21 protein-coding genes and 1 pseudogene are annotated in these 20,686 nt (G+C 67.0%); 9 read left to right on the top strand and 13 right to left on the bottom strand.

Annotation, left to right across the window (positions count from 1 at the left end; translation table 11 throughout):
• Positions 1-6: 6 nt before the first annotated feature.
• Entirely contained in the window at positions 7-2,481 is a 2,475-nt protein-coding gene (locus tag ACPTTC_RS30215; protein ID WP_423395119.1) for an ATP-binding protein, read from the bottom strand.
• Between the two features lie 290 nt (positions 2,482-2,771).
• Here ACPTTC_RS30215 and cblR point away from each other — a divergent pair, with 290 nt between their 5' ends.
• The 4 genes and pseudogenes from cblR (at position 2,772) to ACPTTC_RS30195 (ending at position 5,491) form a co-directional block, all read left to right on the top strand.
• The gene (gene cblR / locus ACPTTC_RS30210) at positions 2,772-3,479 is read left to right on the top strand and encodes a cable pilus system response regulator transcription factor CblR (protein WP_423395118.1); all 708 of its coding nucleotides are present in this window, start codon (positions 2,772-2,774) and stop codon (positions 3,477-3,479) included.
• 134 nt (positions 3,480-3,613) lie between these two features.
• Positions 3,614-3,823, top strand: a complete 210-nt coding sequence (locus ACPTTC_RS30205) for a hypothetical protein (protein WP_423395117.1) — start codon at positions 3,614-3,616, stop codon at positions 3,821-3,823.
• A gap of 259 nt (positions 3,824-4,082) precedes the next feature.
• A pseudogene (locus tag ACPTTC_RS30200) lies at positions 4,083-4,926 on the top strand (helix-turn-helix domain-containing protein).
• Positions 4,927-4,981: 55 nt separating this feature from the next.
• Positions 4,982-5,491, top strand: coding sequence for a GNAT family N-acetyltransferase (locus ACPTTC_RS30195; RefSeq protein ID WP_423395116.1), 510 nt, complete (start codon positions 4,982-4,984; stop codon positions 5,489-5,491).
• 16 nt (positions 5,492-5,507) lie between these two features.
• On the opposite strand, the gene ACPTTC_RS30190 is transcribed toward ACPTTC_RS30195, so the two are convergent.
• From ACPTTC_RS30190 to ACPTTC_RS30180, 3 genes are all read right to left on the bottom strand, one after another.
• A complete protein-coding gene (locus ACPTTC_RS30190; RefSeq protein ID WP_423395115.1) occupies positions 5,508-6,461 on the bottom strand; it encodes a leucyl aminopeptidase in 954 nt (317 codons plus the stop codon).
• 58 nt (positions 6,462-6,519) lie between these two features.
• Positions 6,520-6,642: a hypothetical protein gene (locus ACPTTC_RS30185; RefSeq protein ID WP_006766865.1), complete on the bottom strand. Its 123-nt coding sequence runs from the start codon at positions 6,640-6,642 to the stop codon at positions 6,520-6,522.
• A gap of 390 nt (positions 6,643-7,032) precedes the next feature.
• Positions 7,033-7,488, bottom strand: coding sequence for an Lrp/AsnC family transcriptional regulator (locus tag ACPTTC_RS30180; protein ID WP_059861100.1), 456 nt, complete (start codon positions 7,486-7,488; stop codon positions 7,033-7,035).
• Positions 7,489-7,611: 123 nt separating this feature from the next.
• Between ACPTTC_RS30180 and ACPTTC_RS30175 the strand changes: the two genes are divergently transcribed.
• Together ACPTTC_RS30175 and ACPTTC_RS30170 are read left to right on the top strand one after the other, a co-directional pair.
• Positions 7,612-8,157 carry an RBBP9/YdeN family alpha/beta hydrolase gene (locus ACPTTC_RS30175; RefSeq protein ID WP_423395114.1) on the top strand — a complete coding sequence of 182 codons (546 nt, stop codon included), beginning with the start codon at positions 7,612-7,614 and terminating at the stop codon, positions 8,155-8,157.
• 226 nt (positions 8,158-8,383) lie between these two features.
• Complete coding sequence (locus ACPTTC_RS30170; protein ID WP_423395113.1) at positions 8,384-9,652, top strand: YbfB/YjiJ family MFS transporter; 1,269 nt, start codon at positions 8,384-8,386, stop codon at positions 9,650-9,652.
• Between the two features lie 20 nt (positions 9,653-9,672).
• Here the strand turns inward: ACPTTC_RS30170 and hpaC are convergent, their stop codons facing one another.
• Positions 9,673-10,218 (bottom strand): 4-hydroxyphenylacetate 3-monooxygenase, reductase component, encoded by a 546-nt coding sequence (gene hpaC / locus ACPTTC_RS30165; protein WP_423395112.1) that lies wholly within the window; start codon positions 10,216-10,218, stop codon positions 9,673-9,675.
• A 353-nt stretch (positions 10,219-10,571) separates the two neighbouring features.
• Between hpaC and ACPTTC_RS30160 the strand changes: the two genes are divergently transcribed.
• Positions 10,572-11,204, top strand: coding sequence for a response regulator transcription factor (locus ACPTTC_RS30160; protein WP_175954205.1), 633 nt, complete (start codon positions 10,572-10,574; stop codon positions 11,202-11,204).
• Positions 11,205-11,242: 38 nt separating this feature from the next.
• Here the strand turns inward: ACPTTC_RS30160 and ACPTTC_RS30155 are convergent, their stop codons facing one another.
• From ACPTTC_RS30155 to ACPTTC_RS30135, 5 genes are all read right to left on the bottom strand, one after another.
• Complete coding sequence (locus ACPTTC_RS30155; protein ID WP_423395111.1) at positions 11,243-11,986, bottom strand: SDR family NAD(P)-dependent oxidoreductase; 744 nt, start codon at positions 11,984-11,986, stop codon at positions 11,243-11,245.
• Positions 11,987-12,045: 59 nt separating this feature from the next.
• The gene (locus ACPTTC_RS30150) at positions 12,046-13,170 is read right to left on the bottom strand and encodes an amidase (RefSeq protein ID WP_423395110.1); all 1,125 of its coding nucleotides are present in this window, start codon (positions 13,168-13,170) and stop codon (positions 12,046-12,048) included.
• Positions 13,171-13,201: 31 nt separating this feature from the next.
• Positions 13,202-13,723 (bottom strand): nuclear transport factor 2 family protein, encoded by a 522-nt coding sequence (locus tag ACPTTC_RS30145; RefSeq protein WP_423395109.1) that lies wholly within the window; start codon positions 13,721-13,723, stop codon positions 13,202-13,204.
• Between the two features lie 8 nt (positions 13,724-13,731).
• Positions 13,732-14,109 (bottom strand): hypothetical protein, encoded by a 378-nt coding sequence (locus tag ACPTTC_RS30140; RefSeq protein WP_226201243.1) that lies wholly within the window; start codon positions 14,107-14,109, stop codon positions 13,732-13,734.
• Positions 14,110-14,220: 111 nt separating this feature from the next.
• Positions 14,221-15,414: an acyl-CoA dehydrogenase family protein gene (locus ACPTTC_RS30135; RefSeq protein WP_423395108.1), complete on the bottom strand. Its 1,194-nt coding sequence runs from the start codon at positions 15,412-15,414 to the stop codon at positions 14,221-14,223.
• Positions 15,415-15,558: 144 nt separating this feature from the next.
• Between ACPTTC_RS30135 and ACPTTC_RS30130 the strand changes: the two genes are divergently transcribed.
• Positions 15,559-17,112, top strand: a complete 1,554-nt coding sequence (locus tag ACPTTC_RS30130) for an ATP-binding protein (protein ID WP_423395107.1) — start codon at positions 15,559-15,561, stop codon at positions 17,110-17,112.
• 44 nt (positions 17,113-17,156) lie between these two features.
• Here ACPTTC_RS30130 and ACPTTC_RS30125 read toward each other — a convergent pair whose 3' ends face one another.
• From ACPTTC_RS30125 to ACPTTC_RS30115, 3 genes are all read right to left on the bottom strand, one after another.
• Complete coding sequence (locus ACPTTC_RS30125) at positions 17,157-17,543, bottom strand: 2-hydroxymuconate tautomerase family protein (RefSeq protein ID WP_174429285.1); 387 nt, start codon at positions 17,541-17,543, stop codon at positions 17,157-17,159.
• Between the two features lie 65 nt (positions 17,544-17,608).
• Complete coding sequence (locus tag ACPTTC_RS30120) at positions 17,609-18,112, bottom strand: aromatic-ring-hydroxylating dioxygenase subunit beta (RefSeq protein ID WP_423395106.1); 504 nt, start codon at positions 18,110-18,112, stop codon at positions 17,609-17,611.
• Entirely contained in the window at positions 18,109-19,392 is a 1,284-nt protein-coding gene (locus ACPTTC_RS30115) for an aromatic ring-hydroxylating oxygenase subunit alpha (RefSeq protein WP_423395105.1), read from the bottom strand. Before ACPTTC_RS30115 ends, ACPTTC_RS30120 begins: the two co-directional genes overlap by 4 nt.
• 139 nt (positions 19,393-19,531) lie before the next feature.
• Here ACPTTC_RS30115 and ACPTTC_RS30110 point away from each other — a divergent pair, with 139 nt between their 5' ends.
• Positions 19,532-20,452: a LysR family transcriptional regulator gene (locus ACPTTC_RS30110; protein ID WP_423395104.1), complete on the top strand. Its 921-nt coding sequence runs from the start codon at positions 19,532-19,534 to the stop codon at positions 20,450-20,452.
• Positions 20,453-20,686 lie beyond the last annotated feature (234 nt).

The raw sequence follows: 20,686 nt of genomic DNA, 5'->3' as shown, positions 1-20,686 counted from the left end.
CGCCACCTATGCGGATGCGTCGCCGAGACGCCGTTCACCTGCAACGCAGTTATCCATATCGGTGCGATGCTGGTGCGACAGGGTGTCATACAGTGCATAAACGTCGGGCGCAATGCCACCAGAGCTCGCTTGCAACCGCCGTTCGATTTTAGACGCCAACTCGCTGGTTGCGCTATGACCGGCGATCGATGCGGCCCCTTTGATGCGATGAGCCGCGTGAAGCGCGCGCGCGGAATCGCCGGCTGACAACGCGTCGCTGAGCGCGTCGAGATCGGTGTCAACGCAGTGCAGGTAGGTCTTGCGGAAGTCGGACTGTAGCGATTGCGAAGGAGCGGTGGGCGCGGTGCCCTGCTCCAGGTCTAAAGTTGGGCACCACAGGTCGATGATCTGAAGCAGCGCGTCGAGTCGCAAAGGCTTGCTGAGCACGCCGTCCATGCCATTGTCGAAGCAGCGTTCGCTGTGTGCGCTGTCCGTCGATGCCGAAATCGCGATGATCGGAGTGCGCGACCGCTCGCGTCGCTGCTCGCTGGCGCGCATGCGTTGCGCGACTGTATAGCCGTCGATGTCTGGCAGGTCGCAGTCTAATAGCACCATGTCATAGTGAGCACACTCGAAGCGTTCGAGTGCTTGCCCTCCGTTGGTGGCAACAGCTGGACGGCATCCAAGCGCTTCAAGCTGATGCTCAATGGCGTGCTGTACGGCCTCGTGATCGTCAACGACGAGAATCATGGGGCCTTTGGCGTTTCGCGCCAGCGCTTCGACGGCGAGCGGACTGGCGACGCGCGGAAGTGACGGCGTGCCATGTGTTGCCGGCATGGTAGTGCCCGGCTTTGTGGTCGGCCGAACACGCCGCGCAGGCAAGATTACTGTGAAGACAGTGCCCTTGTCGGAACCGCTGTCAACAGTAATCTCGCCTTTCATCAGATCGACAAGTTCGTGGCAGATTGACAGACCGAGCCCGCTTCCGGTCACGCGTCGGCCGCCGGGTTCTTCGACGCGCTGGTATGGTTCGAAGATGTGGCGTTGACGTTCGGAAGGGATGCCGACTCCAGTATCACGGACTTCAAGCAGGAGCGAGCCGCCGCTTTCGGGATTGCCTTCGAGGTAATCGACGTGCACTTCCACCGAGCCGGTCGACGTGAACTTGATCGCGTTTACGAGCAAGTTCAGCACGATCTGCCGAGTGCGCACTGGATCGATTAGCAGGCATAGTTCGGCTGCACACCCGAGTTCGAGCGAGAAGTCGAGGTACTTCTCGTCGATGCGCCAGCGGACCATTTCGACGCTGTCCCTTATCCACGGGCCGACCTGCGTGGGTTCGAGTACGAGGGCTACGTTGCGCGACTCGAGCCGGGAATAGTCGAGTATGTCGTCGAGGAGCGTGAGTAGCGATTCCGATGCCGCGACTGCGGCGTCGGCCTGGCTTGCCTGTTTTGGCGCAAGCTTTGCGCGCTGCAGCAACTCCAACGACGATAGGATCGTATGCATCGGCGTGCGGATTTCGTGACTGATGAACGCGAAGAACATGGCTTTTTCGCGCGCGCTGCCGATAGCGGCGGCGCGCGCACGCCATGACCCCACCGCAATTGCCACCAACGCGAACAGCAAGGCGCAGCCGGTAGCGACTTGCCAGCGGTGGTAGTAAAGGATCGACTGAAAGGTTGGTTTGCCATAGTCGGCAGATTGGAGCCATTCGCGTGGAATACTTTCCGTGTCGCGCGCCGGGATTGCCGCGATTGATTTGTCGAGTATCGATGCGAGGATCGGATTGTCTCGGCGCGTCGCCAGGGACAGCGCGTAGGGCCGATCTGGCAAGCCACCTGACAGAAACAACTCGCCTTGGAATTGCCTGCGGACCAGCGGTAGGATCGACATGTCGGGACCGATGGCGACGTCGGCCTTTCCATCGGCGACGGCGGCGAGGGCGCTGTACTCGTTGTTGTAGCTCAGCAACGTCACTGGAACGCCGCTATTCCGTATCGCGTATTCCAGCGCGCCGCCGCGTTTGATTGCAATACGGCGGCCGGCGAGACTCTCAAAATCGGTGAACAAGTTGAGGCTGGCAGGAGCGACCACGACCACAGTGCCCACAAAATAGGGCCGGCTCAGGCTGGTCGTGTTGCGATAGCGCGAAGAGTCTGCGCTTGCCGACACATCTGGAACCATGTCGATGTCTCCGGACAACAATGCATGGTAGGCATTGGGCCACGCGACACCTTCGACATATTCGAAACGCAATCCGCTAATACGAGACACGGCGTCGAGATACGACGGCACGATGCCGACTGCTTTCCCGCGTTCACGAAACTCGAACGGGCGCCAGTCGGGATCGACATAGGTTCGCACCGTCGGGTGCGCTGCAATCCATGCTTTTTCCTCAGCCGTGAACTGTGGCTCCGGGGCGGCCCAGCCGACCGAGGAGAGCAGCCAGGCCATTACGCCAGCCAATATTGCACATCGCTTCAACTTCAGGTTGATCACGTTCTCCACCAAATTGTTGGCCGGACGAATGCGTGATGCTTCGTGGATCTTTGTCGGACCCGGTGCACGCCGCGATACTCCGGAAAACGGACCTACCATCATATGTCCGTCGTTGCGCGAACGCAACGCAGCCGGCGGCCGAGGCAGATACGTCTGCTTTCGCTGCTTGGCTCGGAGGCTTAAAAATTGTTTCTAAACCCTGTAAACTTGCGGAACAAACATAGCGGCATGGCGCGGACGGGAAGGATTTAATCGCTCGTCGCCGCATCGCGTCGATTTAAGGGGTAACAATGAGGTCAGAGCAGCAGCCGATCCAAGTCGTGATCCTCGACGACCACGCGGTCGTTCAGCATGGGATCGCCAGTTACCTGACCGAGAAGGCCGACATCAATGTCGTGGGGAGCTTTGCAAGATCGCGTGACTTGATCCGCTGGCTCGAGGCGAATCACGCGGATGTTGTCCTGCTCGACTACTCGCTTGGCCCGGGTGAGATCGATGGTCTCAATCTCGTCACGCTAGTCAATCGGCGCTTTCCAGACTGTCGAATTTTAATGACGTCCAGTAGCGATACGCCGGCAACAGTGACCATGACGATGCGCGCTGGCGCGCTCGGTTTCTTCGGCAAGAGCGAAAGTCTTAGAGAACTCGCGAACGCTATCCGCGTCGTTGCGAGCGGTCGATCCTATATTAGTGCCGAGTTGGCGAACCGCATTCTGTCGGGTGCGGCGCCGGATCCGCGCGTGGCCGAACCGACAAGCTCAAGTGATGTTGGCGGGCCACGATCAGATTCCGGCCTGTCAGCCGACTTGCGCCTCAGCCCGCGCGAGCATGAGGTGCTGCGTTGTTATCTCGCGGGCATGTCCGTGTCCGACATCGCGTTGAAATTCTCCCGAAGCCCCAAGACGATCAGTGCGCAAAAGCAATCGGCGTTTCGCAAGCTTGGTATCCGCAGCGATGCTGAACTGTTCGCGTCCCGCAAGCTGCTTGAGGAGACCTGAGTGACCACCGGGCGGCATTGTCGCGTGAGGGCCAGGCCCGCCCCAAGCAAGAGAACGTTCGCGGAGGCTAGAGAGCCTGTGACGAAGTCAGGCGATCCGTTGGTCGAGGGGCCGCGGGAGGTCCAGTCACTGGCATGGATGCCGACGCGTTGCGGTTGCCTACCGGCTGGGTCAACTGGTTGACCGAGGTGCAGAAGCAGTTAAGCGCCATGAGTCACGCGGGTCTGTTGACGCTATCGCTGGGGATCAACTTCGCGCAGCGCGAAGCGGTTTTGTTCGGCGGCTTTTTCGAATCCGAAAGGTCTCGTGGTATCGCTCATCCATGTAACCCATATGCCCTTTAGTTGCCCGGTGCGACGTGCTGCGCCCAAGCTTCCATGAGCGGTCGTCGCTGTTCCAGAAGATCGGTACGATGATAGGCTGCCTCAACTTGATTCTTGACGGCATGAGCTAAAGCGCGTTCGGCGAGGTCGTGGGCATAGCCGTGCTCACTGGCCCAATCCCGGAAACTGGATCGAAAACCATGGGCGGTGGCGGCGCGACCTGCTTCGGGATAATTGTTTCAGTATTTGGGCCAAATCGGCGCTTCGAGGGTTTCTCCGCATGAGCTTCTGGGATTTCACCCGAAGTCCGGCCAGCGCCCGGCTGCTGGTCGATTTCGGCGACGAACGCGGCGTGCCGCACACGACGCTGCTGGCCGGCAAGGTGCTCGCGAACGGACAGCTCGACGATCCGAAGGTCGAGGTGACGGCCGCGCAGGAACTGCGGCTGACCGGCAACCTGCTGCGCGCGCTCGGGCGCGCGCCGGGCCTCGGGTTCGAGGTCGGCCAGCGCTATCACTTCTCCGCGTACGGCGTGTGGGGCTACGGGCTGATCGCGAGCGCGACCGCGCGCGATGCGCTGGCGCTTCGCTTTCTACCGCTCACCTATGCGTTTACGGTGACCACGTACCGCGAGGAAGACGGGATGTGCGTGCTCGGTTTCGGCGCGCGCGAACAGCCTCGCATTCGACCGCGTGTTCCTCGACCGGCTGCTGCCGCACGCGAATCCGCTGACGGTGTCGATGTGCGAACAGATGTGCGGCCAGCTGCTCGAAGCGCGGCGCGCGCGCGTGGGCACGTCGGAGATGGTGCGCCAATACCTGACCGCGACGCCCGGCCCCGCGCCGTTCTCGCTCGAGGACATGGCGCGGCTGATGAACACGAGCCCGCGCACGCTCAAGCGCCGGCTGCAGGAAGAGGGCACGACGTTCCGGGCGCTGCTCGCGCAGGCGCGCGGCGCGATGGCCGAGACGCTGCTCGGCGACGCGCGCCTGTCGCTCGCGGACGTGGCGGAGCGGCTCGGCTTCAGCGATCTGTCGAGCTTCTCGCAGGCGTTCAAGCGCTGGTACGGCGTGCCGCCGGGCGCGTATCGCAGCGCGGCGCAACGGGACAGCGGCCGTTCCTGAATCACGGTACGATCGCTGGCATTGCCGCCGGCATGCCAATCACGAGAGACTCCGCATGATCACGATTCGCCCGATGACCGTCGACGATTTCCCGCGCTTCTGGCCGACTTACCGCGCCATCGTCGCCGCTCAGGAAACCTATGCATTCGATTCGGCGCCGACACAGGAAGCGGCGCGCGCACTGTGGCTCGACGCGCCGCTCTGCACGTGGATCGCCGAAGAGGACGGCGCCGTGCTCGGTTCGTACTATCTGAAGGCGAACGCAGCCGGCCCTGGCAATCACGTGAGCAACTGCGGATACATGGTGAGCGAGAGTGCGCGCGGCCGCGGCGTCGCGCGCCTGATGTGCGAGCATTCGCAGCAGGTTGCACGCGAGCGCGGCTTCCTCGCGATGCAGTTCAACTCGGTCGTCTCGACGAACGAGGTGGCGGTCGCGCTGTGGCAGAAGCTGGGATTTGAAATCGTCGGCCGCCTGCCGCGTGCGTATCGTCACGCGCGGTTCGGCTTCGTCGACAGCCTCGTGATGTACAAGTGGCTCGGCGACACGGCAGCCGCCGAAGCCTGAGCACGCAGCCGCTTCGTCAGACGGCGAACGCGCCGTCGAACACGATCCTGTCGTCGAGCGCGAGCGTGCCGCGCGCGAAGATCAGGTCGAGATGGTGGCTGCCGTTTTCGCCGCCGCCGAGCCCGAGGTGCAGGCCCGGATGGCGTTCCTCGAACCCTGCGTTGCGGCCGTACAGCCCGCGAATCCCGAGGTTCGTGCCGATGCCGAATTCCTCGATCCGCCGGTGATTCGCATGCCGGTCGAGATAGGTCGAGAAATCGCGGCGGAAGCCTTCGTTGTCGGTGTCGAACCCGACGATCGTGCTGTTCTCGACCTGCAGTGTGGCCAGTCGGTCGGCCACCTTGTACTTGATCGCGAACGGCACGGTGCCGAGAAACGTGCCGCTGAAGACGACCGAGCCGTTGAGATCGGTGACGTGCGTCGCGATCTCGCCGGGCACGACGTCGAGGTTGCCCATACCGTCCACGCTTGTCCATTTCTGGTCCGGCGCGAGCGAGCCCGTCAGCGTGTTGCCGGCTTCGTCGATGAAGCGGATCTGCGAGGCGCGTGCGGCCGCGTCGATCAGCCGGCCGTTGCGCGCCGCGATGTCGTCGAGCGATTCGGCGAACGCCTCGTCGAGATGCGGGCCGTAATCCTTGAACAGTACCGACTTGCTCCAGTGCTCGACGATCGCAGGCCGGATCGCGGCGAGGAACGGCGGCCCGCTCGGCGATGGCGTCGGCAGGCACGACGAGTCGTACAGCAGCACGAACAGATCGGCGCGATCGAGCGCGGCGGCGATCTCGGCGGGCGGGGTGCTTTCGAGGCAGAGCGTGGTCGCGTCGAGCGAATCGGGCAGGGCGGAAAACGCGCGCAACGCGATGTCGCGGTTGCGGGTGTCATGGCCGACCAGCAGTTTTCCCGACTCGCCGCGCGCCAGCTTGTCGCGCAGCGCGGGGTGGAAGCCCAGCGCGCGGTGCAGGTTCAGCATGCGTGTCTCCGGAAGCGGCGGAAGGGCCGAGGCCCTTCCGCGAGAACGGGTGGCCCGCTCAGACCGGCCAGAGCGCGGTGCCGAACGGCACCACGGCGTCCTCGACCATCATGTCGACGGCCTCGGGGTGCGTGTCTTCCTGCATCCAGTCAAGCAATTCGATCTGCTGGGTGTCCTGCATGTCAATTCTCCTGTGGTGAACATGAGCGTTTCAACATGAAATCGCGGCTAAAAAGTTGCCACTCCTCATCACGCATTTCGTGAATGCACGGCGAGTGGCGTTGATATTAGTCTGATGAATTTACGAATGCAATGCGTTGCAAGGTTTTTAGCTAAGACGTGCTAAACATTGGGGATTTCTGGATCGCGTGCCGTAAAACACGGCTAAAGCGGATAAAGGATTCGATGTCATTTTCTCAATGACCGGAATCGGAATCGACGCATCGCATTCGGCGATTTTTCATCGGGAATTCGGTCGACTTCGAGCGCCGCGATCGAGGTCGTTCGAGGCGGGCATGCGTGCGCACGCGTCGCCGGTTATCGGCGGCGCGTCAGCGGCCCGCTGACCGCGTCAACCGAGCAGCGCCTTGCCGAGCGGCTTGGCCGGCTCGGACCGCAGCACCAGCGACGTCGTGACCGCGCCGAAGCGGGCAATCGCATCGATGAGGGTTTCCAGTTGTCCCGGTGTCGGCACCAGGACCTTCAGCAGGAAGCAATCCTCGCCGGTCATCCGGTGGACCTCGATGACGTGCGGCATCTCGGCGAACGCGCGCAGCGCGGGCTTGATGTGTTCGTGCGTCGTCTTCAGCCGGATGATGGCCATCATCCCCAACCCCAGCGCGGCCGGGTCGATTCGCGCGCCGTAGCCCGCGATGATGCCGCGTTCTTCCAGCCGCTTGACGCGCTCCGACGTGGCGGGCTGCGACAGCCCGATGCGTCGGCCCACTTCGGACAGCGGCATCCGCGCGTTTTCCTGTAGCGCCTCGAGGATCGAAAGATCCAGGCGATCGAGTTCTCCGTTCGACATGTCCGCTTTCCCGCTCCGTTAATTCATCGGCATATTGTCTCAATATCCGATGATTTGCCATTCCCGGCCGGTTTCCGGCAGACCAGACTGCGAGCTCGCCTGTTCATGAAGAGGGAGACGGAGATGGACCAGACGATCGTGATCGTGCCGGGGATCGGCAACTCGGGACCGGATCATTGGCAGAGCCATTGGGAGGCCGTGCTTCCGGGCGCTATCCGCCTGGCGCCTGCGTCATGGGATGCGCCCGACCTGCGTGACTGGATGGCCGCGCTCGACGAAGCCGTTGCGCAAGCCGCGACGCCGCCGGTGTTGATCTGTCATTCGCTGGGTTGCCTGCTGTTCGCGCACTGGCGTGCGGCGTCGACGCGCGTCGTGCGCGCCGCGTGGCTCGTTGCGGTGCCCGATCCGGGCGGCCCGCGGTTTCCGGCCGCGGCCAGTGCGTTCGCGGATCTACCGGGCGGCGATTTCGGCGGCTTGCCGGTGCTGGCGATCGCCAGTTCGGACGACGGGTACGACCCGTGCGGGCGCGGCATGGCGTGGGCAAGCGAGCGTGGTGCGACGCCGTTGCTGCTCGGCCCGCGCGGCCATCTGAATACGGAAGCGGGACTGGCGGAATGGGCCGAGGGACGCGCGTTGTTCACCGCCTTCATGGCGGGGTTGCGAGGGTAGCGCGGGCAAGGGGCCGAAGCGCGCCCGCGAGGGCCCGCGGCGGGCGCTGCATCGACGATCCGGCTGCCGCGGCCGGGTTCCTGTCGCCAACGCATGCCGGCCCGCGACGGCTCAAGTATGATCGTTCGACAGAATCGGAAGCCTCGACAGTCGGGATTGCCGCGTGCGGAACACCGGTTCCGCCGTGTCGACTTGCCGCGGCTTCGAACGACAAAGGAGACATGCGATGCGCGCAGCGCCGCAACCGGAGCAGGTCGGGCCGCCGCAGCCGGACACCGGCGCGACCGGTACCTACCCTGACCGCGACCCCGATCGCATCGCCGCGTGGCGGCTCGCGATCGGCCTGTCGCTCGGCAGCGCGATCGCGCTCGGCCTCGCGCGCTTTTCGTATGCGCTGCTGCTGCCGCCGATGAAGGCCGATCTCGGCTGGACGTTCGCGCAGGCCGGCGCGCTGAACACGGCGAACGCTGCCGGCTACCTGGTCGGCGCACTCGCGTTTCCGTGGCTGTCGCGGCGCTGGCGCGCGGGCACGCTGCTGGCGGCCGGATGCGTGCTGACCGCGTTGCTGATGGCCGCATGCGGGCTCACGTCCGGCATGCACGCGCTGCTCGTGCAGCGGCTCGCGACCGGCGTCGGCAGCGCGCTGATCTTCATCAGCGGCGGCGTGCTGGCCGCGCGGCTCGCGTCGGCGTCGCCGCGCGATGCGGGGTTGCTGCTCGGGCTCTACTACGGCGGCACGGGATGGGGCATCGTCGCAGCGTCACTGCTCGTGCCGGCCGCGCTGACGCAGGGCGTACATGGCTGGCAGCCGGCGTGGTTCGCGCTCGCGTTCGCGTGCGTGCTGTTCTCGGCGGTGGCCGTATCGGCCGCACGCCACATCGAGCGCGTGCACGCGGCACCGGCCGCGCCGCGTGACGGCGCGGCGCCGGTCGCGACCGCGAGCCCCGGACGCTTCTCACTCGCACTGGCCGGCTACGGCCTGTTCGGCGTCGGTTATATCGGCTACATGACGTTCATCGTCGCGCTGCTGCGCGGCGCGGGGATGAGCGGCACGGTGGTCGCCGCGTTCTACGTGATGCTTGGCGTCGCGACCGTCGTGTCGGCGCGGCTGTGGTCGGGGCTGCTCGACCGGATGCGCGGCGGCCAGGCGCTCGCCGTGCTCAACGCGCTGCTCGGCGTCGCGACGCTGATGCCGGCGATGTTCGTGCATCCGGTGGCCGCGTTCGCGTCGGGCGTGCTGTTCGGCGCGACGTTCCTGTCGGCCGTCGCATCGACGACGGCCTTCGTGCGCCACAACCTGCCGCCCGACGGCTGGGCAAAAGGGATCAGCGCGTTCACGACGGTCTTCGCATTCGGGCAGATCGCCGGGCCGGTCGCGATCGGCTGGGTGTCGGACAGCGCGGGGCTCGCGCGCGGGCTCGTGTATTCGGCGCTGACGCTGTTCGCGGGCGCCGCGCTGGCGGCCGGGCAGCGCGCGTTGCGGGCCGCCGCGTAGTCACGCGCGACACGCACCATTCACCGCATGCAGGCCGTGCGCGACACGCGATGAAACGCGCGGCTGAAGTAGATCAGGCTGTCGCCGTCGTCGCGCACGCGGATCGACGTCGCCTCGATGAACATCACCGAATGCGAGCCGACTTCCTTCAAGTCGGCGATCGTGCCCTGCAGGCTCGCGAGCGCGTCGCGCAGCACCGGCACGTCCTGCTCGCCGCGATCCCACACGGGCAGCTCGAAGCGCCGGTCCATCGGCAGGTCGGTCAGCCCCGCGAAATGCCGCGCGAGTGGCTCATGCTCGGCCGGCAGCACGTTGATGCAGACGTGGCGGTTGCGTTCGAACGTCGCACGCATCGCGCTCGACCGGTTGAGGCACACGAGCAGCGTGGGCGGCGTATCGGTGACGGAACACACGGCGCTCGCGGTGATTCCGCAGCGGCCGTGCGGCCCGGCGGTGGTGATCACGTTGACGGCCGCACCGAGGTGAGCCATCGCTTGCCGGAAGGCCTTCTGCGCGTCGGTCGGCTCGACGCGTGCCGGTCGCTGGATATCGGTCGTGGAAGACATGGACGCTCCTGAGTGGACGAAAGCGGCGATCGCGCGGCGCTGCCGCTGCAGCGCCGGATCGCCGACGATGACCCAAGCGTACGTCGCGAAAATGCCGGCGACCATTCGCACGATTGACGATCGAGATGGCGTTCTCGCCAACGCGTCTAAAGGTTCTACCTAGATGCGCGCCGTACCGCGTGAAAAAAAGCGCGATTGCGCGTTCGAGCGGCCCGTGAAGGGGTGTTCAGCGGGTTTTCGGCTCGTTATGATGTGCCGCACATCCCCAGCGAACGACGCGCGCGACGCGCCGGCAACCGGCCCCGTATGCGGCGCGTACGATACCCATACCGATATTCCGTGAGACACCCGCGATGACGTCACCCGCACCGATCGTATACATCGTCGACGACGACAACGGCATGCGGACGTCGCTCGCGTGGCTGCTCGAATCGGTCGGCATCGCGTCCGAAGGGTTCGCGAACGCGACCGATTTTCTCGCGCGCTTCGACGTGAACCTGCCCGCGTGCCTGGTGCTCGACGTGCGGATGCCGGAGAAGAGCGGCTTCGACGTGCAGGCCGAACTGAACGCGCGTGGCGCGACGCTGCCGGTGATCTTCGTCAGCGGGCACGGCGATATCCCGATGTCCGTGCGCGCGCTGCAGAACGGCGCGATCGATTTCGTCGAGAAGCCGTACAACTCGCAGCAGATGCTCGAGCGCGTGCAACGCGCGCTGCGGCTCGCGCAGCAGCGGCACGCGGTGAGCCGGCGTCACCGCGAGCTGCGCCAGCGGCTCGATGCGCTGACCGCGCGCGAGAAGGAAGTGCTGCGCGGCGTGGTGGACGGCAAGGGCAGCAAGCAGATCGCGGCGGACCTGTCGATCAGCGTGAAGACCGTCGACGTGCATCGCGCGAGCATCAAGGAGAAGCTCGGCGCGACATCGATCGCCGCGCTCGTGCGCGACGTGATGGTCGTGTGGGGCGACGACGGGGAGCCGTCGCGATAGGGCCTGCCGGCGGCGCGGCGAGGCGTTTCACGCAGCGCTCAGCGCATGTACAACCCGCCGTTGATGTCCCAGCACGCGCCGTTCGCGAAATGCGCGTCGCCCGAAGCGAGCAGCACGGCGGCATCCGCAACGAAGCCTGCCGAGCCGAGCTTGCCGCCCGGCAGGCTCGCGAGCACCTGGCGCAGCTTCTCCGGCGCGACGCTTTCATACACGATCGGCAGATCGAGCGGGCCCGGCGAGATCGCGTTGATGGTCACGCCCTGCGCGGCGAGATCGCGTGCGAACACCTTGGTCAGCGTCAGCGTGCCGCCCTTCGCGGCCGCGTAGTGCGCGCCCGTCGCCGAGCCGCCGTTCTGTCCGGCGAGTGACGCGATGTTGACGATGCGGCCCGCGCCGCGCGTCGCGAAGTACTGACCGAACACCTGGCAGCCGAACAGCACGCTGCGCAGGTTCACGTCGATCACCTGGTCGAACTGCTCGGCCGTGATCTCCATCGCGGGCACGACCTTCGATGCGCCCGCGTTGTTCACGAGTACGTCGATCGTGCCCCAGCGCGCGACGAGCGCATCGCGCGCGGCTTCGAAATCGCGTTTGGACGTGACGTCGAGCGGCAGCGCGATCGCGCGTTCGCCGCTCGGGTCGAGTGCGCGTGCATGCGCGTGAATGGCGTCGGCGGCGATATCGGCCAGCGCGACGCGGTAGCCGGCTGCATGAAAGCGTTCGGCGATGACGGCGCCGAGCCCGCGCGCGGCGCCGGTGACGAGGACGACTCGGTCTGACATGGTGCGTGATTCCCTGGTTCGCGAACGCGTGCCGGGTGCGGCGGCGCCCGCATCGTGGTTCATGCGGCGAGTGCCGCTTCGAAGTGTGCCGCAAGGGCGCAGACCTGCTCGTCCGCGCCCTTGCGCCCGACGATCTGCAGGCCGGCCTTCAGCGGCGAACCGGCCAGCGGCAGCGGCAGGCTGAGCGCCGGATGGCCGCTCAGGTTGAATGGCCGGATCAGCGACGACATCGCGATCACCGAAACGCCGTCGCGCGCCTGCCGCAGCGTGATCGGCAGCGCGGGCAACGTCGGCAGCACGAGCACGTCCGCGTGTTCGAGCGCGGCGTCGACCTGCGCGGTGAAGCGTGCGCGGACTTCTTCGGCTTCTTTCAATGCCGCGGGCGTGGTCGTTGCGGCCGCACGCAATCGTGCATCGAGGTCGGCGCCGAGCTTGCCGGTCGCGACCAGATGGCCGAACGCGCGGGACGTTTCCGCGTTGATCACGGTGAGCCCTGCCGCGAACGACGCCGGCATTTCGTCGAGCACGGCCGCGTGCGCGTGCAGGCCCGATGCGCGCACGGCCGCGTCGAGCGCGGCGGCGATGGCCGGATCGGCGTCGACCGTGATGTGCGCGACCGTGCAGCCCGCGGCGGAGGCCGCCGCTTGCGTAGGGTCGAAGCCCGGCGCGATCGCGGCCATCACCGCGGCCAGCGTGCGGATATCGCGCGCGAACGGCCCGACGCAATCGAGCGTCGTTGCGGCAGGCGCGACGCCGCGCCGCGATACGCGGCCGAACGTCGGCTTCATCCCGGCCACGCCGCAGCAGGCGGCCGGCCCGCGGATCGAGCCGCCCGTATCGGTGCCGAGCGCCGCATCGACCGTGCCGAGCCCGACGAGCGAAGCGGACCCGCTCGACGAGCCGCCCGGAATGCGCGTCGCGTCCTGCGGATTGACGGGCGTGCCCGTGTAGTCGTTGATGCCGGTCATGCCGAACGCGAGCTCGTGCATGTTCGCCTTGCCGGCAATCTGCCAGCCCGCGTCGAGCAGCAGGCGGACGACGTCCGCGTGCCGAGGGGCCGGCGGTGCATCGGCGAGCGCACGGCTTGCCGCGCGGGTCGGATGGCCGGCGATGTCGATCGTGTCCTTGATCGCGATCGTGGGGCCGGGGCCGCCGAGCGTGAAGGGGTCGATGAAGCCTGTCATGGTCGGTATCGTGAGCAAGCGTTGGAAAGCGTCAGGACCGTGGCGCGACGGCGAGCGGCCACGGGCCGTCGAGCACGCGTTCGGTGCGGAAATGGCGGATCAGCCACGCAGAGCCGTCGCCGGCCGGCGTGAAATCGACGGTCAGCCGGGCGGCGATCAGTTCGGCCGCGCCGTCCGCGTAGCGCGATGCCTGCAGCATGATCCAGCGGCCGCGTGCGCTTGCGTGACCGGCATCGATCTCGATCGACTCCGACGTCAGGAAGTGCAGGTTCGCCGAGAAGTGCGGATCGGGCGGCAGGTAGCGGCCCAGCATCGCGACGATCGCGGCCGTGCCTTCGAGGCGGCCGAACTTGCGCGCATACTGCGGGCCGACGCCTTCCCACACGGCATCGGGCGCGAACAGATCGGCGAGCGACGGGCCGTCGCCGGCATCCTCGGGCACGTCGCACAGCGCCATGTAGCGCGTGATCGTCGCGCGCACCGCGCGCTCGGCGTCGAGCGCTGCCAGACGCTGCGCGAGCGCATCGACCAGGCCGGGAGACAGGTCGGTCATCGCGCGCCTCACGCCGCGGGTTGCGCGGCCGGCGGCACCGTCAGCGCACGGCCGACGCGCGCTTCGATCTTGCCGTAGCGCCACAGGTTGTATTCGCCGACCGGCGTCGTGCGATACAGGTTGCACACGGCGACCGTCGTGTCGAAGTCGGCGACGTCGGCCATGATGTAGAAGGTCCACGGTGCGCCGTCGGCCTGGCCGACCACGAGGCGGTCGTCGTCCATCACGCCGAGCACGCGCACGCCGGGCATCGCTTCGACGGCGGCGAGCATCGCGCCGTACGCCTGCCACACTTCGCCGATCTTCTCGCGCGGCAGGTCGAAGAAGTTTTGCGACACGCCACAGCAGAACAGGACGCGCAGCGGCAGCGGATTCGAATCGGACATGCGAGGTTCTCCAGAGGAATCGGTTGAGTGCACGGGCCGGCCGGCGAGGGGGCTTCGACATCGGCATCGGCGTCATGCACGTTCAGACAAACAGCGTCGGTCGGCAGCCGGTTACAGATAGCCGGGAAACGGCGTGACGCCGGTAAACACCGCGCCGGCGCCGTCGAAGTTGCCTTCGGCGAGAAACGCGTGCTGCGTGACGACCATCGCGTCGCGCAGCAGCCGCTGCAACGGATGCGACCGGTAGATCGCCGCCGTGCCGCCGAGCCGGTACGCGCGTTCGACGACGCTCGCGCCTTCGCGAGCGATCTGCGTGGCCGCGAGCCGCAACAGGCTGACCTGGTCGGGCGTCACGGGGCGGCCCGCGAGAATCGATTGCCACACTGTATCGGTGGCGTCGTAGAAGAACCCGCGCGCGGAGCGCAGCTGCGCTTCGGCTTTCGCGAGCTCGATGCGGAAGTACGCGCGATCGGCGAGGCGCGGTGCGCCGGTCGTCGTCTGGCGGCCGCCCGACATGCGGTTCGCGACGTCGAGCGCCGCGCGTGCGAGGCCGAGGTTCACGACGGCCAGAACCTGCGCGGCATACGCGACGGTCGGATAGCGGTACAGCGGCTCGTCGACGGTCGGTTCGCCGCCGCGCACGAAGGTCCACGCTTCGGGCACGAAGCGGTCGTCGATGCGCAGGTCGTGGCTGCCGGTGCCCTGCATGCCGACCACGCTCCAGTTCTCGACGATCTCGACCTGATCGGCGCGGAACACGGCCGTGCGCGGCTTGTTCGGCGCGGCGTCGTGCGCACCCGGCACGGCGATGCCGACGCCGAGCCAGTCGGCCCCCTTGCAGCCGCTCGCGAATTTCCACGTGCCGTTCACGCGCCAGCCGCCGGGCGCGGGCTGGGCCGGCTGCACCGGGAACAGGCCGCCGGCGAACACCTGGTCGGGGCCGCTCGCATACAGTTCGGCCTGGGTTTCAAGCGGCAGCGCGGCGAGATACACGTTGGCGGAGCCGAAGCTCGCGACCCACGCGGCCGAGCCGTCGGCGGTCGCGATCCGTTCGATCATGTCGAGGAACGCGGCCGGCGCGAGCGCATCGCCGCCGAAGCGGCGCGGCGTGCCCGCGCGATAGATGCCGGCCTGCTTGAACAGCGCGATCACGTCGCGCGGCACGTGCGACAGGCGGTCGAATTCTTCGCGGCGCGCGGCGACGGTCTCGATCACGGCGTCGAGCGGCGACAGCCGGGCGGCCGGTTCGCTGGCCGCGTGAGGGGTGCTCGGCGCGGTATGGAGGGCGAGGGCGGCGTGGGTCATGGCTGTCTCCTGGGGCGGATCGGGGTTCGAATGCGGGGTGGTCACGTCGATGCAGCCAGTCTAGAAACGCCGAAAACGCGCGGCAATTGGTGCGTTGGGCCGTGCGACTGGTGACATTCCGCGCCGCACTAAAGAAATCTTCAGATGCGGGCGGCGCGCGCCGGTGCTATGTTGGGTTGCCGGCCGCGCGATGCCGCGCGGCCTCATCCGACGCCGATCATGAGTTTCCCCGACGAAGACGATTTCCACCGGCTGCTCGACGCGCTGACGACCTGCGTGCTGCTGCACGACGCACACACCCGGGCGATCGTGTGGGCGAACCGCGCCGCGTGCATCGCGCTCGGTTTTTCCGTCGAGGAACTGCTGCCGCTGAAGGCGCCGGACATGACGCGCCCCGAACCGAAATACCGGCGCGAGATCGCGGTGAGCGCGTGGGACCGCGCGCGCGTCGACGGTCCGCAGGTGTACGAGTGGTGCTACCGGTCGCGCACGGGTGTCGACATGCTGTCCGAGGCGACCGCCACCTACGTGCCGCTGCGCGGGCGCGACGTCGTGATGGTGCAGTTCCGCGACATCAGTGCGGAAGAGGCGGTGCGCCAGCAGTTGCGCCGCTACGAGGCGCGGCTGCGCGAATTCATGCAGGATCTCGACGAAGGCATCGCGGTCGTGACGCCGCACGGCGGCGTACAGTTCATCAGCGAGTCGGGCCGCCGCGTGCTCGGCCTCGCGCCCGACGAGGCGCCCGGCGAGGTGCTCGACTACTGTTCCGAGGCCGATCGCGACCGGCTCGTCGCGCAACTGCGCGATGCGCCGTCCGCGTACCCGTCCGCACCGCAGCGCTACCGGATCGTGCGGCGCGACGGCTCGCCATGCTGGCTGCGCATCCTGTGCCGGCAAGTCGAGATCGAGGGCGATCTCGACGGGCTGCTCGTGCAGTTCCGCGACGTGAGCGACGAAGTCGCGATCGAGGACGCGCGCCGCGTCGAGGCGCGCATGCTCGAACACGCGGGCCGTTACAACGCGATGGGCGAGATGGCGAGCGTGATCGCGCACGAGCTGAGCCAGCCGCTCGCGGCCGTGCGCAATTTCATCGAGGGTGCGGTGCAGCGGCTGAACGCGCGCGGCGCCATCGACGACGCGATCTGGGGGCTGCGCAGCGCGGACCGGCAGGCCGAGCATGCGGCGCTGATCATCAAGAGCGTGCGCGAGTTCATCGTGAAGCGCGAGCCGGTCGTCGCGCTCGCCGACCTGCGCGACATTCTCGCGGACGTCGCGTACTTCATCGAGCTGCGCGCGAAGGAGGCCGGCGTGACGGTCACGATCGTGCAGGCCGACGCGCCGCTGCCGATCCGCTGCGAGCGCGTGCTGATCGGGCAGGTGATCCTGAATCTCGCGTTCAATGCGATCGAGGCGTTCGCCGGGTGCGAACGCGTGCCGCGCACGCTGACGCTCGGCACCGCGCACGTCGGCGGGCACGCCGAGCTGCGCGCGATCGACAACGGCCCGGGGATCGCGATGGGCGCGCACGACCGGCTGTTCGACGGCTTCTCGTCGTCGAAGGCCGGCGGCAACGGGATCGGGTTGTCGCTGTGCAAGAGCATCGTGACGCGCCACGGCGGCCGGATCGGTGCGAGCCCGGCCGATGGCGGCGGGCTCGACTGCCGCGTGACGCTGCCGCTCGCCGGGACGCACGCGTAACGACTGCGTCGCGTCACGGCCGGGCAGCGACGCGCGGCGCATGATCAGCGTCCCAGCGCCCGCGCGGTCTGGCCGCCGATGCCGAAGTCGGTGTTCGGGATGTCCTTGATGATCACGCGTGTGGCCTGCAGCGGCGCGTCGAGCACGTTCGCGCCGGCGTCGGACAGCGCGGCGATCAGCGCGCGCTTTTGTTCATCGGTGCGGCCGGCGATCAGGATCGCGACGATCACGGGCAGCGACGGCGGCGCGCCGTCCGCGGCGCTGCGGCCGCCGAGGCCGATGTGCGTCGCGGGCAATTCAGTGAGCAGCACGCGCACCGATTCGATCGGTGCGCCGATCGCATCGACGGTCGCACCCGTCAGCCGCGCGATCAGCTCGGCCTTGCGGGCGTCGTCGTGGCCGGCCGGCAGGAAAACCTCGAGTGTGGGCATGGTCGTCCGGAAAGGTGAAGGTTGCCGGTTCACCATTGCACTTGCAGCGGCGAACCGGCCATGGCTTACAGCAGGAAGCCGATCGCGCTGAGCGCTTCGGTCGAATCGATCAGGCGCACGACCTTCTCGGCGATCCGCATCTCGCCTTCGGCATCGACGCGCAGCTTGTGCGTGACATCGGCCGCGAACAGCGTCGCGACGCCGCGCTTGTATGCGACGACGACCTGCGCCGACTTCAGCTCGACGGTGTCGGCGCTGCCGCTTTCCAGCGTGAAGCGCGACACGGTGCGCACCGTGCGCGCGGCGTCGGTCGCCGATGCCGAATAGCCGGACACCATCCGCTGCACGCGCTTCTCGCGCATGTCCTGGTCGTCGAACACGTAGTTCAGCGTTGCGGCGAAGTCGGTCGTATCGGGTTCGATCGGCACCACGTAGTGGCCGGCCGGATCCCACAGGTCGAGCCACGCGCGATAGTCGCGGCGGTCGAGCATCTCGGCTTCGCGCCACACGAATTCGACCGCGCGGGCGAAGGTCTGCTCGGAAAAGAGGGCGTTGCGGTCGTCCATCATTGTTGCTCCATCATCTTGCGCCATTGCCGGTAGGCCTCGCGCATGCCGGTTTCGTCGGTCGCATGGGCGGTCGTTTCGCCGTTCGCCGCGGTCGTCTCGCGGTTCAGCCCGCGATTTACGGGGATCGGCACGTCGGGGCCCGCGTGCGCGCCGCGCTGCACGCGCTCCCATGCTTCCGCGTCGTCGGGGCTGCCGAAACCGAACGGGCCCTGGAAGTGCTCGTGGATGCGCAGCCGCTCGCGGTTCGCTTCGTCGGGGCCGCCGTCCATCGCGAGCGCGACGTGACGGATCTCGGTTTCGTTCGCCGAGATCGGCCGCAGTACGCGGAAGAACGCCATCGACAGCGCAAGGTTCGGGAACAGGTTCAGGTTGAAGCCGACGCCCATCAGCGAGCGCACGATGCGGCGCACTGCTTCCGGCGTGTGGCGCTCGGCGAGCTTCGCCGCGAGCGGCGCGAAGCGTTCGGGTAGCGACGCGCCGTCGTCGTCGTCCAGGTCGATCAGCTCGGGCATCAGCACCGCGAGGCTGTGGCCGTTGCCGAGCCCGCGGCAGAACGCATCCTCGCTCGTCATGAAGCTCGTGATCGCGGCGGCTGTCTCGTCGTCGATCGACTTCATCCACGACTTGTGCACGACCGGGAAGTGATAGAGGTCGGTCGTGTTCTCGAGCTGGATCTTCCAGTTGCCCTTGAACTTGAACTTGTGCTCGCCGTTCGCCTTGATCGGGTAGCCGGCGCCCTGTTTCATGAACAGGTCGATCCACGGCTTCGCGCCGCCGAGGAAATCCTCGAGCGGTTCGATGTCGTCGTTGAAGCTCGCGAAGATCAGCCCCTGGTATACGCCGACGCGCAGCTTCACGAGCGGCAGGTCGCCTTTCTCGCACACGCCTTCGTAGCCGTCGCCGTACGGCAGCGCGCGCAGCGTGCCGTCGAGCGCGTAGGACCAGCTGTGGTACGGGCACGTGAAGCCCTTCGCGTTGCCCTTGTGCGATTCGCACACGGTCGCGCCGCGATGGCGGCAGCGGTTCTGCAGCACGTTGATTTCGCCGGTCCTGTCGCGCACGACGATCACCGGCTGGCGGCCGATCGTCGTCGTGATGAAGTCGCCCGGGTTCGGCAGCTCGCTTGCGTGCGCGACCCAGATCCAGGTGCGGTAGAAGATGCGGTCGAGCTCGGCTTCGAACAGCGCGGGATCGTGATACATCGCGGGCGCGATGCGGTCGGGTTGCGCGAGACCATGCAGCGCGCGGGTGTCGATCGTCTGGCAGGAAATGTCGCTCATCGTTGTCGTGGGGAAAGAGTCGCGAAATCGGGCCGCGCAGCGCGCGGTGTCGAATGCCCAGTCTCGTCTCCCGCTACTTATCCGTCAAATTGATCTAAAATTGGCTGGTCAATAAATTCGGCAAATAATGGAGGCTGCGATGACTTCGGTCGATCATCTCGATCTGAACCTGTTGCGCGTATTCCAGGCGATCGTCGAGGAGCGCAACCTGACGAAGGCCGGCGAGCGGCTCGCGCTGTCGCAGCCGGCCGTCAGCTATTCGCTCGGCCGGTTGCGCACGCTGTTCGACGATCCGCTGTTCGTGCGCACGCGCTCGGGCATGCAGCCGACACCGGTCGCGCTCGAACTCGCGGGCATCGTCGGCAAGGCGCTCGACATGGTGCGCGTGGCGCTGCGCTACGCGGAGCGCTTCGACCCGGCCACCAGCACGCGCACGTTCCGGCTGTCGTTGTCGGATGCGGGCGAGATGGCGTACCTGCCGGCGATCTGCCAGGCGCTGCGCGAGCGCGCGCCGCGCGTGACGCTGAGCGTGCAGCCGCTGCCGGTGGAGGAGATCGAGGAAGCGCTGCGCGCGAGCCGGCTGGATTTCGCGATCGGCAACCTGCCGGAGCTGATGCCGCGCACGCGCCACCAGGTGCTGTTCGAGGAAACCTACGTGTGCATGACGGGCCGCCGGCGCGGGGTGCCGAGCGGCACGGCGCTGAGCCTCGACCAGTTCGTGCGCGCCGCGCACGTCAACGTGAAATCGGTCGAGCACAGCCACCACGCGCTCGACGATGCGCTGCGCGCGCAGGGCGTGGGCCGCAACATCGCGCTCGAAGTGCCGCACTTCGTCGCGCTGCCGAGCGTGCTGTCGGTCACGGACCTGTACGCGACGCTGCCGAAGCGGCTCGCGCAGATCCTGAATCGCGACAACGCGTTCCGGCTTTATGACCTGCCCGTCACGCTGCCGCCCGCGCCGGTGACGATGCACTGGCACGAGCATTTCCATGAAGACGAGGGCAACGCGTGGATGCGCAACCTGCTGGCCGAGCTCGTCGAGCGTTTCGACGACGCGTGATCCATGAGGGCGAAGGCCACGCGTGAGTGCGCGCGTTGCTGGCGGAGCTCGTCGAGCGATTGGGCGACGCGCGACCCACGAGGCGGAGGCAATGCGTGAGTGCGCGTATTGCTGGCGGAGTTTGTCGAGCGATTGGGCGACGCGTGACCCACGAGGCGAAGGCCACGCGTGAGTGCACGCGTCGCTGGCGGAGGGCATCGAGCGGTTCGACGACCCGAGACGTCCCGAGCGAGC

The organism is Burkholderia mycopellens (genome assembly GCF_964265025.1).
Lineage (GTDB): Bacteria > Pseudomonadota > Gammaproteobacteria > Burkholderiales > Burkholderiaceae > Burkholderia.
This window is presented reverse-complemented; position numbering and strand designations above follow the sequence as displayed.